The 14,393-nt window shown below is 70.4% G+C and carries 13 protein-coding genes; 1 reads left to right on the top strand and 12 read right to left on the bottom strand.

The features are described 5' to 3' along the window. The first annotated feature begins 97 nt into the window (after positions 1 to 97). Positions 98 to 1,108 carry a LacI family DNA-binding transcriptional regulator gene (locus FB391_RS15070; RefSeq protein ID WP_141895727.1) on the top strand — a complete coding sequence of 337 codons (1,011 nt, stop codon included), beginning with the start codon at positions 98 to 100 and terminating at the stop codon, positions 1,106 to 1,108. A 16-nt stretch (positions 1,109 to 1,124) separates the two neighbouring features. On the opposite strand, the gene FB391_RS19755 is transcribed toward FB391_RS15070, so the two are convergent. From FB391_RS19755 to FB391_RS15015, 12 genes are all read right to left on the bottom strand, one after another. Then, entirely contained in the window at positions 1,125 to 1,271 is a 147-nt protein-coding gene (locus FB391_RS19755) for a hypothetical protein (protein WP_185843126.1), read from the bottom strand. A 101-nt stretch (positions 1,272 to 1,372) separates the two neighbouring features. Then, positions 1,373 to 2,977 carry a DHA2 family efflux MFS transporter permease subunit gene (locus tag FB391_RS15065; protein ID WP_141895725.1) on the bottom strand — a complete coding sequence of 535 codons (1,605 nt, stop codon included), beginning with the start codon at positions 2,975 to 2,977 and terminating at the stop codon, positions 1,373 to 1,375. 37 nt (positions 2,978 to 3,014) lie between these two features. Continuing rightward, positions 3,015 to 4,010: a serine hydrolase domain-containing protein gene (locus FB391_RS15060; protein WP_141895722.1), complete on the bottom strand. Its 996-nt coding sequence runs from the start codon at positions 4,008 to 4,010 to the stop codon at positions 3,015 to 3,017. Then, positions 4,007 to 5,422 carry a rhamnulokinase gene (locus tag FB391_RS15055; RefSeq protein WP_141895720.1) on the bottom strand — a complete coding sequence of 472 codons (1,416 nt, stop codon included), beginning with the start codon at positions 5,420 to 5,422 and terminating at the stop codon, positions 4,007 to 4,009. The genes FB391_RS15060 and FB391_RS15055 overlap by 4 nt, the downstream gene beginning before the upstream one ends. 139 nt (positions 5,423 to 5,561) lie before the next feature. After that, positions 5,562 to 7,598 (bottom strand): bifunctional aldolase/short-chain dehydrogenase, encoded by a 2,037-nt coding sequence (locus tag FB391_RS15050; RefSeq protein WP_141895718.1) that lies wholly within the window; start codon positions 7,596 to 7,598, stop codon positions 5,562 to 5,564. A 93-nt stretch (positions 7,599 to 7,691) separates the two neighbouring features. Then, positions 7,692 to 8,576 carry an alpha/beta hydrolase fold domain-containing protein gene (locus FB391_RS15045; RefSeq protein ID WP_141895715.1) on the bottom strand — a complete coding sequence of 295 codons (885 nt, stop codon included), beginning with the start codon at positions 8,574 to 8,576 and terminating at the stop codon, positions 7,692 to 7,694. Between the two features lie 76 nt (positions 8,577 to 8,652). After that, on the bottom strand, positions 8,653 to 9,819 hold the full coding sequence (rhaI, locus tag FB391_RS15040; protein ID WP_141895713.1) for an L-rhamnose isomerase: 1,167 nt from the start codon (positions 9,817 to 9,819) through the stop codon (positions 8,653 to 8,655). Further along, entirely contained in the window at positions 9,816 to 10,211 is a 396-nt protein-coding gene (locus FB391_RS15035) for an L-rhamnose mutarotase (protein ID WP_141895711.1), read from the bottom strand. Before FB391_RS15035 ends, rhaI begins: the two co-directional genes overlap by 4 nt. A gap of 100 nt (positions 10,212 to 10,311) precedes the next feature. Further along, entirely contained in the window at positions 10,312 to 11,094 is a 783-nt protein-coding gene (locus FB391_RS15030) for a nucleotidyltransferase domain-containing protein (protein ID WP_141895709.1), read from the bottom strand. Then, entirely contained in the window at positions 11,094 to 11,930 is an 837-nt protein-coding gene (locus FB391_RS15025; protein WP_141896035.1) for a carbohydrate ABC transporter permease, read from the bottom strand. The genes FB391_RS15030 and FB391_RS15025 overlap by 1 nt, the downstream gene beginning before the upstream one ends. Before the next feature lie 80 nt (positions 11,931 to 12,010). Then, positions 12,011 to 12,943, bottom strand: coding sequence for a carbohydrate ABC transporter permease (locus FB391_RS15020; RefSeq protein WP_141895707.1), 933 nt, complete (start codon positions 12,941 to 12,943; stop codon positions 12,011 to 12,013). An 81-nt stretch (positions 12,944 to 13,024) separates the two neighbouring features. Then, positions 13,025 to 14,347, bottom strand: coding sequence for an ABC transporter substrate-binding protein (locus tag FB391_RS15015; RefSeq protein WP_141895705.1), 1,323 nt, complete (start codon positions 14,345 to 14,347; stop codon positions 13,025 to 13,027). Positions 14,348 to 14,393 lie beyond the last annotated feature (46 nt).

The following is a 14,393-nucleotide window of genomic DNA, read 5'->3' as shown; positions in this document are numbered from 1 at the left end:
GCCGCGGCCCCCGTGTCGTCGGCGGCCGGAAGCGCTCCGGTACGGTGGGGATGCGGGCCCGCAGCCCTGTCGTCCAGCGATCTCGGGGAGGAGAAGCATGACGGATGCCACCCCCCGGCGTCGCGCGACGATCGAGGACGTCGCGGCCAGGGCCGGCGTCTCTCGAGCGGCCGTCTCGAAGGTGCTGCGCGATGCCTACGGCGTGAGCGACGCGATGCGCGAACGCGTCACCGCGGCGATGGCGGAGCTCAACTACCGGCCGAGCATCGCCGCCCGCGGGATGCGGGGCCGCACCTACACGATCGGGATCGAGCTGCCCGATCTCGCGAACCACTTCTTCGACCGCATCGTGCGCGGGGCCATGGGCGCGCTGGCGGGCACGCCGTATCAGTTGATCATCGCGCCGGCCGAGACGGGCACGCGCCGCGGCTTCCGCGCGCTGGAGGCGCTGGTCGACCGGCAGGTGGACGGGCTGATCGCTGTGTCGCCGCGCGTCGACGAGGACGCGCTGGACCGGATCGCGGCATCCGTCCCGCTGGTCATGTTCGGCCGGCTCGACACGTCCAACCAGTACGACGTCGTCGCCGGCGACGATCTCGGCGGCGCGCGCCTCGCGCTGGAGCACCTCTTCGGCCTCGGACACACCCGGATCGCGCATCTGACGCTGCCTGACGAGGATCCGAACGCCCCCTTCCCCCACAGTGGCCGCCTGCGGGAGTACCTGGCGGGGATGGCGGCGGCCGGACTGGAGCCCGAGGTCTGGCACTCGGATGACGGCACCGACTTCGCCTACCGCGCGACGCGCGAGGCGATCGCTGCGGGCACGCAGGCGACGGCGCTGTTCGCCGCGCACGACGAGCTCGCGATCGGCGCCATGCGGGCGATCGCCGAGGCCGACGTCGAGATGGCCGTCGTGGGATACGACGACGTGCCGCTCGCCTCGCATCCCGCGTTCGGGCTCACCAGCATCGACCAGCCGGGAGAGCGGATGGGGGCCCGCGCGGTCGAGCTGCTGCTGGAGCGGTTCGCCGGCCGGACGACCGCCGTGCGCGAGGTCTTCGACGTCGAACTCAAGGCGCGCGCGTCGACGCGCCCGTCGGCGGGCTGACGCGCACGAGCGGACGTCAGGCCGGCGGGTTGTCGGGGTCGAGGGTCTCGAGCGTGTCCTCTTCGACGGGGTTGTCGGCCTCGAGCTGTTCCTCGGTGGTCTCGTCGCCGCCGGTGGGGCTGTCGTCGTCCACGGGGCTCTCGTCGCTGCGTCGCTGATCCATGACACCAGCGTGGCCGTGAGGGATGCCGCAGCCCAGGGTCTTGACGATGATCCCGAGGCGTGCGCGGCCGGCCGGTGCTCCGGTCGTGACACCGGGGAGCGTCAGACGGCTTCGGCCTCCACCGGATGCTCCTCCGCTTCGCGCCGTGCCCCGCTGCCGAGGGACAGCGTCGCGAGCAGGCCGACGGCCAGGAAACCCGCGGCGGTGAAGCTCGCATACTTGGTGCCGTCCGAGAACGCGGCCTTCGCGTCGTCGGCGATCGCGGCGGTCTGTGGCGACTCGGCGAGCCCTGCGATCGCGCCGCCCGCGCTGTCGACGACTGCCGAGACGACCTGATCCCGCTGCTCGGCCGGCACGCCGCCGTCGTCGAGCTTCGCCGTCAGCACCGCCGAGGTCGTCGAGAAGAGGACGGTGCCGAGGATGGCGATGCCGAGGGCGGCACCCAGCTGGCGGGCGGTGGACTGCGTGCCGGATGCCTGTCCGCTCTCGGTCGCCGGCACGTCGGCGAGCACGACGCCGGTCAGCTGCGCGGTCGCCAGCCCCACGCCGAAGCCGTACACGAAGAGCGCCGGCACGAGCGGCACCCAGGAGGCATCCGGAGCGATGACGAAGCCGACCGCGGCGACGCCGATGATCTCGGCGAGGATGCCGGCCCGCACGATCCACACCGGCGCGATCCGGCCGCTGAGCGCGCCGGCCAGGCCGCTGGCCGCGAAGGATCCGATCGCGAGGGCGAGGAGGATCAGGCCGGTCTCGACGGCCTCGAAGCCCAGCACGAACTGGAGCCAGAGCGGGAGCGCCAGGATGAGTCCGAACTCGCCGAGGGACACGACCATCGCGGCGACGTTGCCGTTGCGGAACGACGGGATGCGGAACAGGCCGAGCGCGATGACGGTGGACTTGCTCGTGCGGCGGCGGTGCAGGCCCCAGGCGACGAAGGCGACCAGCCCCAGCGCGGCGACGACGAAGGCCACGGCGACGGGCGAGATGTCCCACGGCCACGTCCAATCGCCGACGGTGAGGTCCTTCTCGGTCGTGAGCCAGCCGTAGGTCCGACCCTCGATGAGGCCGAAGACGAGGGCCCCCACCGTGAGCACCGACAGCACCGCTCCGAGCACGTCGATCGCGACGGCGTCACCGCGCGACTCGTCCACGGTCAGCAGGACGCCGACCACGATCGCGATGCCGAGCGGCACGTTGATGAGGAACGCCCAGTGCCACGAGAACTCGGTCGTGAGCCATCCGCCGAGGAGGGGGCCGACCGCGGCCATGCCGCCGATCGTCGAACCCCACACCGCGAAGGCGATCGCGCGCTCGCGGCCGCGGAAGGTCGCGTTCAGGAGCGAGAGCGTGGTCGGCAGCATCATCGCGCCGCCGATGCCCTGCACGAGCCGGGCCGCGATCAGCAGCTCGCCCGACGTGGCGAGGGCGGCCCCGACCGAGGCGAGCGTGAAGATGACGACGCCGATGATGAGGAGCCGCCGTCGGCCCCATCGGTCGGCGAGGCTGCCGAAGACCAGCAGCAGCGACGCGAAGACCAGGGTGTACGCCTCCTGCACCCACTGGACCTCACTGGAGGTGATGCCGAGGTCGTCCACGATCGCCGGGATCGCCACGTTCACGATCGTCGAATCGACGATGATCAGGGCGACGGCGACGCTGATGAAGACGAGACCCGCCCAGCGGCGGCGAGAGACCTGAGCCATGTCGCTAGCTTATCTAGCGAAATACCGATCTGTGCACTCAGACAGACGAGACCACGGCGTTGTCGAGCTGGTCTGCGTCCACTCCCGGACGCTCGGCCTGATTGGTCAGCAGCACCCACGCGACGCCCGCAGACGGATGCACCCAGAACTCCGTGCCCGCCCAGCCCGCGTGGCCGTAGACGTCGCGGTCGATGAGCCCGGGGGCTCGACGGCGCAGGTTGAAGGTGAAGCCCCAGTCCTGACCGGCCCCTGCGGGGTACGGGTCGAGGCGCGGGATGTCGCCGGTGAGCGGCCGCCGCATCATGGCGAGGGTCGCTGGGTGCACGATCGACCCGGTCTCTCCGCCCCCGATGCGCAGGAGCGCCGAGCCGAGTGCGAGCAGGTCCGACGCGGTGCCGATCATGCCGGCGCCGGGATTGCGGTGGCTCGCGAAGCCCCGCATGTCGAGGCCCAGTCGTTCGGCGTCGACGACGGTGTGCGGATCGGCGTCGGGGTCGAGCGTGAAGCCGCCGGCGCCGATGGATGCCGACCACGCCGCGATGTCGGCATCCCATTCCCAGCCCGCCCCGTGGCGGACGAGCTCGACGATGCCGTCGAAGGCCACCGTCGAATACCGCGACGCCGAGCCGGCGGCGAAGTCCCGGCCGGGTGCGAGCAGCGCCGCCCGCAGCCCCTCAGCGGGGTCGAGCGTCGGCTCGCGGATGCCGGAGGTGTGGCTGACCAGGTGCCGCAGGCGCACGACGTCGTCGGGGTCGCGACCCGTCCCGAAGGCGGGGAGGGCGTCGGTCAGCGGCGTCTCGGTCGTGAGCAGCCCGCGCTCGACCGCCCGTGCCGCGGTCAGGCCGGTCAGCACCTTCGTGATCGAGAACAGCCAGTACGGGTCGTCGACGCGGGCGGGGCGGCCGGACGTCGCACCGAACGCGTCGAGTGCGACGACCCCCTCGGCGGTGGCGATGCCCAGCACCGCGGTGGGCAGCCGGCCCGCACCGACGTGCCGGGCCACCCAGTCGAACGCGGCGCCGTACCCGGTCACGATCGCGGTTCGTAGCGCTCGGGAGAAGTGGATGCCGCCACCGCGCGCCGCAGATCCTCCAGGGTGGCGTCCGGCCCGAACCAGCCGTGCGCGCGCGCCTGGACGAGCACGTTGCCGAGGGCGGTCGCCTCGACCGGGCCGGCGAGCACCGGGAGCCCCGAACGGTCCGCCGTCGCCTGGCACAGCAGGCGGTTCAGGGCACCGCCGCCCACGATGTGGATCACGTCGACGTCGCGCCCGGTGAGCTGCGCCGCCGTGGCCACGGCATCGGCGAAGGCCTGCGCGATGCTCTCGACGATGGTGCGGGCGAACGCGGGACGCGTCGCGGGGACGGCCGAACCCGACTCGGCGATCACCGAGGCGATGCGCGCCGGCATGTCGCCGGGCGCCGACAGACGTGCGTCGTTCGCGTCGAACAGCGGGACGCCGCCCGTCACCGCGGCGGCCTCGGCCAGCAGCGCCGGCAGGTCGATCGCGGCGCCGTCCTCGGCCTCCCACGTGCGCACGGCCTCGCTCAGCAGCCACAGTCCGGTGACATTGTGGAGGAAGCGCACACGCCCGTCGACGCCGCCCTCGTTGGTGAAGTTCGCGGCGCGGGCTTCGTCGCTGACGACGGGCTCGTCGAGCTCCACGCCCACGAGTCCCCACGTGCCGCACGAGATGTAGGCGGCGTCGGGGGTGCTCAGGGGCACCGCGACCACCGCCGAGGCCGTGTCGTGCGACCCGACGGCGACGACCTCGATCGCGGCGCCGATGCGCTCGCGCGCCTCGCCGGCGAGGGAGCCCACCGCGTCACCCGGGTCGATCAGAGGCGGCAGCGCCGACGCCGGGATCCCCAGGCGCGCCGCCAAGTCGAGGTCCCACCCGCCGGTCCGGACGTCGACGAGGCCCGTGGTCGACGCGTTCGTGCGCTCGGCCGCTCGAGCGCCCGTCAGCAGGAACGCCACGAGATCGGGGATGAGCAGCGACACCTCTGCGTCGGTCAGCCGGTCGTCCGCGACGTACTGGTACAGCGTGTTGAACGGCAGGAACTGCAGGCCGTTGCGGCGGTACAGCTCGGCGAACGGGACGCTCCGGTGGACGGCATCCACTCCCCGCGCCGTGCGCTCGTCACGGTAGTGGAACGGCTCGGCGAGCAGCTCGTCGCCGTGGACCAGGCCGTAGTCGACCGCCCAGGAGTCGATGCCGATGCTGGCGATGCCCGGTTCGCGGCGGACCGCCTCGGCGAGGCCGTCGACGATGTGCCGGTACAGGGCTGTGAAGTCCCAGTGCAGCCCGTCCGGCCGCTCGACCGGGCCGTTCGGGAAGCGTGCGACCTGCTCCAGGCGCAGCGTGCCGTCGTCGACGTAGCCGAGCATGACGCGCCCGCTGGTGGCGCCGAGGTCCACCGCCGCGACGACGCCCCCCGTCATCGTGCGCTCCCGTCGCCCACCGAACCCGTCGCGATCATGTGCTCTCGCCGAGACCACACGCTGCGCGCGCAAACAACATGTGCGTTCGGCGAGAGCACATGATGCGGGAGGGATGTGGGCCCCGGGCGGAAGCGCCGCGTCATCGCAGGAAGGCGGCGGCGACGCCGGAGTCGACGGGGATGTGCAGGCCGGTGGTGCGGGAGAGCTCGGGGCCGGTCAGCACGTAGACCGCGTCGGCGACGTTCTCGGGGACGACCTCGCGCTTGAGGATCGTGCGGTTGGCGTAGAACTGTCCGAGGTCCTCTTCCTTGACGCCGTAGGTGGCGGCGCGGTTGGCGCCCCAGCCCGAGGCGAAGATGCCCGAGCCGCGCACGACGCCGTCGGGGTTGATGCCGTTGACGCGCACGCCGTGCTCGCCGAGCTCGACCGCGAGCAGGCGCACCTGGTGGGCCTGATCGGCCTTGGTGGCCGAGTACGCGATGTTGTTCGGGCCGGCGAAGACGGAGTTCTTCGACGAGATGTAGATCACGTCGCCGCCGAGCTTCTGCTCGATGAGGATCTTCGCTGCGGCCTTGGAGACGAGGAACGAGCCCTTGGCCATGACGTCGTGCTGCAGGTCCCAGTCCTTCTCGGTGGTCTCCAGCAGCGGCTTGGACAGCGACAGGCCGGCGTTGTTGACGACGAGGTCGACGCCGCCGAACGCCAGGACGGCGGCATCCATCGCGGCCTGGATCGCGTCGGCGTCCGCGACGTTCGCCGCCACGCCGATCGCGACGTCGGTGCCGCCGAGCTCGGCTGCGGCGGCCTGCGCCTTCTCGAGGTCGAGGTCGGCGACGACGACGCAGGCGCCCTCGGCGGCCAGGCGCGTGGCGATGGCCTTGCCGATGCCCGACGCGGCGCCGGTGACGAACGCGACGCGGCCCTGGTGGGACTTGGGCTTGGGCATCCGCTGCAGCTTGGCCTCTTCGAGCGCCCAGTACTCGATGCGGAACTTCTCGGCGTCCGAGATCGGCGTGTAGGTCGACAGCGCCTCGGCGCCGCGCATGACGTTGATCGCGTTGACGTAGAACTCGCCCGCCACGCGCGCGGTCTGCTTGTTCGCGCCGTACGAGAACATGCCCACGCCCGGGATCAGCACGATGAGCGGGTCCGCGCCGCGGATCGCGGGCGACTCGGCGGTCGCGTGCGCGTCGTAGTACGCCTGGTAGTCGGCCCGGTACGCCTCGTGCAGCTGCTTCAGACGGTCGATGGATGCCTCGACCGACGCCGACGCGGGCAGGTCGAGGATCAGCGGCTTGACCTTGGTGCGCAGGAAGTGGTCGGGGCAGCTGGTGCCGAGCGCCGCCAGCGCCGGCGCCTTCTCGGACGCGAGGAAGTCGGTGACCACGGCCGCGTCGGTGAAGTGGCCGACCATCGGCTTGTCGGTGGACGCGAGGCCGCGGATCGTCGGTGCGAGGGCGGCGGCCTTCGCTCGGCGCTCGGCCTCGGGCAGGGCCTCGAACCCGCCGCGCACGCCGCCGAACGGGTCGGCCTTGCCGTTCGCGTCGATGTACGCCTGCGCGGTCTCGATGATCCACAGCGAGTTCGCCTCGGCCTCGTCGGACGTGTCGCCCCACGCGGTGATGCCGTGTCCGCCGAGGATCGTGCCGATCGCCTGCGGGTTCTGTGTCTTGATGGCCGCGATGTCCAGGCCCAGCTGGAAGCCGGGGCGCCGCCAGGGGACCCACACGACCTTGTCGCCGAAGATCTTGGCGGTGAGCTCTTCGCCGTCGGCGGCGGTCGCGATCGCGATGCCGGCGTCGGGGTGCAGGTGGTCCACGTGCGCGGCATCCACCAGTCCGTGCATGGCGGTGTCGATCGACGGGGTGGCTCCGCCCTTGCCGTGCAGGCAGTAGTCGAACGCGGCGACCATCTCGTCCTCGCGCTCCACGCCCGGGTAGACGTCGACGAGCGCGCGCATGCGGTCCAGGCGCAGCACCGCGAGGCCCTCGGGCTTGAGCGTGCCGAGGTCGCCGCCCGAGCCCTTGACCCACAGCAGCTCGACCGGCTCACCGGTGACCGGGTCGGTCTCGGTGCCCTTGGCGGAGGTGTTGCCGCCGGCGTAGTTCGTGTTCTTCGGGTCGGCGCCGAGACGGTTCGACCGGGTGATCAGGTCGGTGACGGCCGGGTTGGTCATGGTGTGTCCTTCGTTCTGGGTGTTCCCCTGTCACGGTCTGCGGCTGCGGGGCGTCGTTCGTGACAGGGGAGCGGAAGTGTTCGGGGTCGCCTGTCAGGATCTGCCGCCGGTGGCGACAGACGGCGACAGGGGAGTGGTGGTGGCCGCGGACAGCGCGGCGAGGCGGGTCGCGAAACGGTGGAGGGTGAGGGATGCCGCCGGCTCTTCGGGGCGGTTCAGATGGCCGTGCTCGGTGCCCGGCTCGGCGATGACCTCCACCGGGCGTCCGGCGGCGCGCAGCGCCGCGGCGAAGGCCTCGCCCGACACCCGCAGCTCGTCGACCTCGCCGTTGACCATGAGCGTCGGCGGGAACTGCACCAGGTCGACGGGCCGCGCGCGGCCAGGGACGGCACCGAGCGGGGCGCGGTCGACGGGGCCGCCGAGATAGTTCTCGTACATCGCGAGCACCATCTCGGGCCCGAACCGGTCGGCCTCGGGCTGGGCGTCCAGCGCCGCGCGCAGCGCCGCACCGGGGTCGGGCTGCACGGCGAGCAGGGTCGGGTAGGCGAGCAGCGCGAGGGCGGGGCGCACGTCGGCGCGACGTTCGATGAGCCGCAGCGCGGCACCGGCGGCGAGGTTTCCGCCCGCGCTCGTGCCGCCGATCGCGAGGCGGTTGCGGTCCACGCGCAGGCGGTCCGCGTTGTCGACGGCCCACGACCACGCCGTCAGCATGTCGTCGGATGCCGCGGGGTAGTGGTGCCCGCCGGGGCCGCGGCCGGCGGCATCCCACCCGTCGGGAACAGGCGCGAGGCGGTAGTCCACCGACACGACCGTCGTGCCGCGGGCCGCCAGCTGCGAGGCGACCCAGTCGGACTCGGGCATGTCGAGGTCGCCGAAGGCGAACGCGCCGCCGTGCGCCCAGACCAGGCCGGTGCCGTTCGGCTCGCGTGCGGGATAGACGCGCACGAGGCCGTCGGCGGCGGAGTAGGGCTCGCTCATGGTGTCCTTCGGATTCGGTGGTGCACCCGGGGCGCGGGGATCGGCAGCCCGCGCCCCGGGTGTGTCTGAGAGGGGCTTACGCGCCCCAGCCGGCCTGGGTGCCGCCGACGCGGTCGGCTGCGATCTTCGACTGGTAGCCGGATGCCGCGTACGCGGCCATCGGGTCGGCAGCGAGTCCGCGCTCCTCGCGCCACGATGCCAGCGCCGGACGCACGTCGGTGTAGAACGCGTCCATGAAGACGGCGTTGGCCGCCAGCACGTCGTTCGCCTGCTGGGCTGCCGCGAGCGCGTCGCGGTCCACGAGCAGGGCGCGGGCCGTCATCTCCTGGACGTTGAGCACCGAGCGGATCTGGCCGGGGATCTTGTCTTCGATGTTGTGGCACTGGTCGAGCATGAACGCGACATCGGGGTTGTTGAGCCCGCCGCCGCGGACGACCTCGAAGATGATGCGGAACAGCTGGAACGGGTCGGCGGCGCCCACGATGAGGTCGTCGTCGGCGTAGAAGCGCGAGTTGAAGTCGAACGAGCCGAGCTTTCCGAGGCGCAGCAGCTGCATGACGATGAACTCGATGTTCGTGCCCGGCGCGTGGTGGCCGGTGTCGAGGCACACCATCGCCTTGTCGCCGAGCGCGGCGACCTGCGCGTACGAGGTGCCCCAGTCGGGAACGTCGGTGTGATAGAACGCCGGCTCGAAGAACTTGTACTCGAGCACGAGGCGCTGCTCGTCGCCGAGGCGCGCGTAGATCTGCTGCAGCGAGTCCTGCAGGCGGTCCTGGCGGGCCCGCATGTCGCCCTGGCCCGGGTAGTTCGAGCCCTCGGCGAGCCAGATCTTCAGGTCGCGCGAGCCGGTCGCGTGCATGATGTCGATGCACTCGAAGTGGTGGTCGATGGCCTTCTGACGGATGCGGTCGTCGTGGTGCGTGAGCGCCCCGAACTTGTAGTCCTCGTCCTGGAAGGTGTTCGAGTTGATGGTGCCGAGGGTGACGCCCAGGTCCTCGGCGTGACGGCGCAGGTCGGAGTAGTCGTCGACCTTGTCCCACGGGATGTGCAGCGCGACGCTCGGTGCGAGCTTCGTGAAGGCGTTGACCTGCGCCGCGTCGGCGATCTTCTCGTACGGGTCGCGGGGCGTGCCGGGCGTGGTGAACACGCGGAAGCGGGTGCCGGAGTTGCCGAACGCCCAGCTGGGCAGCTCGATGCCCTGGCCTTCGAGCGTGGACAGGATGTCGGGTGACAGCGTCGTCATGATGCGGTGCTCTCGTTCTCGGATGCGGTGACCGGAGCCTGCGCGGCGGTCAATTGGTCGTGGAGGTTGAAGATCTCGGTGAGGGGAGTGGCCGCCTGGTCGGGCCGGCCGTCGAGGCCGACGAAGAAGCGGCCCATCTCGGCCTCCCAGCGGGCGGCGACCTCGGAGTTCGCGAGGTAGGCCTGCGCGGCCTCGTCGTCGTCGGTCTCGTAGTAGCCGATGAGCCGGCCGCCGTCGCCCAGGAAGAGCGAGTAGTTGCGGCGTCCGGCCGCGGCGATCTCGGCCAGCATCTCGGGCCACACCGGGGTGTGCCGGGCGATGTACTCGTCGAGCAGCTCGGGGCGGACCACGAGCTGGAAGCACACACGCTTCGTCGCGGTGGGGCTCGTCATCGGGACTCCTGTGGATCGTGGATGCCTCGTGGCGGGGCATCCGTTCATGAATCGTTTCAACGATAGATGTTCGCTCGCCGCTCCGCAAGTGGGAAAGCGCTCACCAGAACTCGGCGGGGACACCGCCTCGCAGCCAGTGCAGCTCGTTGTCGCGGATGAACACCGACAGCGTGTCGTCGGCCGGGAGATCCGCGCCCAGCCAGGCGTCGAGGGCGCGCAGCAGATCGGCGCCCGACGCCGTGTCGGGATCGTCGACCACGCGCTCCCACGCGCTGAGAAAGCCTTCGGGAGTGGATGCCGCATGCACGAGCTTCGAGACGTACTTCGGGCCGGGCAGCATGACCCGGTTCGCCGCAAGTGCCGCGCGCGCGGCCGCGAGCGCGAGGTGCAGTCCCGCGTGGCGCCGCAGGAACTCGTCACCGCGCTCGACCGCCTGCCGCAGGAAGTACCCGCCGTACAGCCGCGCCTGCGCGACGTGTGAGCGGATGCGCTCGTCCCAGACGCCGTCGGGGAGCGTGGCGATGCGGGCCACGGTGTCGTCGAGCCCCGGCAGAGCGCTCCACGCGACGCGGGCCCCGAGGAACGAGGCCCGCGTGGGGTCGTCGGCCCGCTCGACCGCGGCCGCCAGATACGTCGGGCTCGCGAGCTTGACGTCGAGGTACGAGCCCGGGTAGTCGGCATCCTGACGCTCGACCCACGCGAAGCGGCCCCGCGCCGTCTCGGCGGCGAAGCGGTCGTCGTCCACCACGAAGTAGACGTCGACGTCCGAGTCCGCGCGCTCGTGGCCCTGCGCGACCGAGCCGACGAGCACGACCCCGAGGGCGCCGGGCTCGCCGCGCACCGAATCCACGTACGCGGCGAGCGCCCGCTCGTGCTGCTCCATCAGCCCTTGATCGCTCCGCTTGTCATGCCGGCGACGATCTGGCGGTTGAAGAAGATGTACATGATCAGCGGCGGGATCGTCGTGAGCAGGATGTACATGAAGAGCAGGTTGAACTGGCTCACGGTCTGGCTCTGGAAGTTGTACAGGCCGAGCTGGACCGTCGGGTAGTCGTTGCCGGGGAGGAAGTACAGCGGGTTCTGGAAGTCGCCGTAGACGAACACCGCCTGCACGACGATGACGGTGACGATGACGGGCTTCAGCAGCGGCAGGACGACCGCGAAGAACAGGCGCATGGGCCCGGCTCCGTCGATGATCGCCGCCTCGTCCAGCTCTCGGGGGATCGTGGCGACGAAGGCCCGGAACAGCAGGATGCAGAACGCGAGCCCGAACGTGGCCTCGATCAGCACCATCCCCGGGATGGTCTTGAACAGCCCGACGGTCTGCAGCACCCAGATGGTGGGAACGACCGCCGGTGGGACGATGAGCGCCGCCAGCACGAAGAAGTTGATGATCGGGTTGAGGCGCGACCGCTTGCGCTGGAGCACGTAGCCCACCATGGCGGCGAAGACCACCATGATCGCGCAGCTGAAGACGGTGATGATCGTCGTCCACAGGAACGCCCAGAGCACCTGGTAGTCGTTCTTCTGGACGGTGTCGAGGAAGTTCGGCCAGAACTGCCACTCCGTGGGAAGGCTGAACTGGACCAGGCCCGCCTCTCTGGAGTCCTTCGAGGCCTGCAGGAACACGAAGATGAACGGCACGAGGAAGACCACGACCGACACGATGATCGCGATGATGCCGACGAGGTACGTGCGCAGCCAGCGGCGCAGCGTCATCGGGCGGCGGTCCTCCTTGGGGCGACGGCCGCGCAGCCTGCGGGCATCGGCGGTGGTGAGGGTCCGGGTCTCGGTGACGGTCACAGCTCCGCCTCCCTTCTGTTGAGGAACCACGACACCGGCACCATGATCGCCGTGACGACGATGAACAGGATGACGTTGCCCGCGGTGGACAGACCGAAGAAACCGGCCTGGTACTGCTTGTAGATGACGGACGCGATGACGTCGCTGCTGAAGCCGGGGCCGCCCTTGGTCATCGCCCAGATCATGGCGAACTCCCGAAGGCCGCCGATCAGCGACAGGATGATCACCGTCGCCGTGGCGGGGCGCACCAGCGGCAGCGTGATGTTGCGGAACACCGACCACGCCCCGGCGCCGTCCATGCGGGCGGCTTCGAAGTACTCGGCGGGGATCGCGACGATGCCCGCCATGAAGATCAGCGTCGCGATGCCGACGCCCTTCCAGATGTCGACTCCGGCGACGGTCAGCAGAGCGAGGTTCGGATCGGTGTACCAGCCGGGCTCGGGCAGATTGAAGAACCCGAGCACGCCGTTCACGACACCGTGGAACGGGTCCAGCAAGGCCTTGAAGGTGAGACCGACGCCGATCGTCGAGACGAGCACCGGGAAGAACACCACGGCGCGGAGGTAGCCGCGCCCGAGGGTCGGGCCGGTCAGCAGCAGCGCGAGCGCCAGGCCGAGGACGACCTTCGCCGCCGACGTGACGAACCCGTAGATGAAGGTGTTCACGAAGCCCTGCACGAGCTGGGGCTCCTGGAAGAACTGCACGAAGTTGTCGAAGCCGATGAACTGGACGTCGAAGAGCGTCCACCGGGTCAACGAGAAGTAGAAGGACGCGAAGGTCGGCACCGCGAAGAACACGATGAACAGCACGGCGGCCGGGATGTAGAACCAGCTCGGGTACGGGCTGCGGATGCCTTTGCGCTTCTTCGGCGCCGGGCCGGGCGTCGGGGCGGGCGGTGCCGCGGCGGTGGGCGCGACTGCGGTCGTCATGTTCACTCCTTCGTGAAACGGGGCCGGCGGCGTGGCCGCCGGCCCCGGGTCTTACCTGATCTCAGCGGATCGAGTACCTGATCACCAGCCCTCGAGGCCCAGCTGCTGTGCCTGCTTCTTCACATCGTCGTCGTACTGCGCCGCGCCCTCTTCGGCGGGCGTGATGCCCGAGCCGACCGCGACGGTGATGTTCTCGAGGTTCGGTCCCTTGATGGGCGAGAGGAACTCGAGCGCAGACCCCGTGGCGCCGGAGTCGAAGTACGCCTGGATGTCGTTGACCAGACCGGGCACGTCGTCGGGCAGGGTGCACGCGCTGGTCACGTACGGGCCGGCGATGGAGCCGCCCTCGTTCTGCACCTGGCAGCCTTCTTCGGAGTTGGCGAAGGCCACGAACTTCTTGGCCGCCTCGAGCTTGTCGCCCTCGGTGCTCTTGGCGATGTAGATCGCGTTCGGCTGCCACATCGTGATCGCGGTGTCGGCGGCGTCGGCGGCCGGGAGGGCGAACACGCCGATGTCGTCGACGAGGTCCGGGTTGTCCTGCTGGACCTGCGAGATCGTCGCCGACAGCATCGGGTACTGCGCGCCGGTGCCCTCGGCGAGGGCGTTCATGGCCTGCGCGTTGGTCATCGACGCGAAGTCCTCGTTGAGCAGGCCCTTCTCGAACACCTCCGCGCCGTGCGCGAAGCCTGCGAACGCGGGCTCCTCGACGTACTTGGCCTTCGGGTCGTTGGCCGTGTACTCCTCAGCCCAGTCGGGGTTGACCTTCGAGACGTTGGCGAAGTCGCCGAGCACGAACAGCTGGCTGGTCCACGTGTCGCCGAACGACTGCAGGATCGGCGCGACGCCGCCCCCTTCGGCCTTGATCTTCTCGCTGTTGGCGATGAACTCGTCCCAGGTGGTCGGCACCTCGAGGCCGAGCTTCTCGTAGACCTTCTTGTTGTAGAGCACGGCGCCGGCGAACGACGTCCCCCACGGGGCCCCGTACAGGCCGTTGTCGGTCGAGACGACGGCCTTGAAGTCGTCGGTCAGATCCTTGACCCAGTCCTCATCGCTCAGGTCGACCATCGTCTGGTCGGGGTTGAGCGCCTGCATGAGCGAGCCCGAGTTGTAGTGGAAGACGTCGTTCATCGAGTCGGTCGACAGCTTGGTCTTCATCAGGTTGTCGCCCTCGGTGCCACCGGGCTGCGTCTCGAGCTTGACCGAGATGTCGGGATTGGCCTTCTCGAACGCGGCGATCAGCGCCTTCGCCTGATTGGTGTTCGGGTCGTCGCTCTGGGTGAGATAGCTGATCTCGACCTTTCCGTCGCTGGATCCGCCGCCACCGCTGCATGCGGCCAGTGGCAGGGCCAGTGCCACGATGCCCGCACCCGCGAGGAGCACTCTCCTGGTCGGGGAGCTCTTCATCTTTACCTCCTTGTAAAGCTGGACGGATGGTCCGTCCACGCTGCCG

This window comes from Microbacterium kyungheense (genome assembly GCF_006783905.1).
Lineage (GTDB): Bacteria > Actinomycetota > Actinomycetes > Actinomycetales > Microbacteriaceae > Microbacterium > Microbacterium kyungheense.
This window is presented reverse-complemented; position numbering and strand designations above follow the sequence as displayed.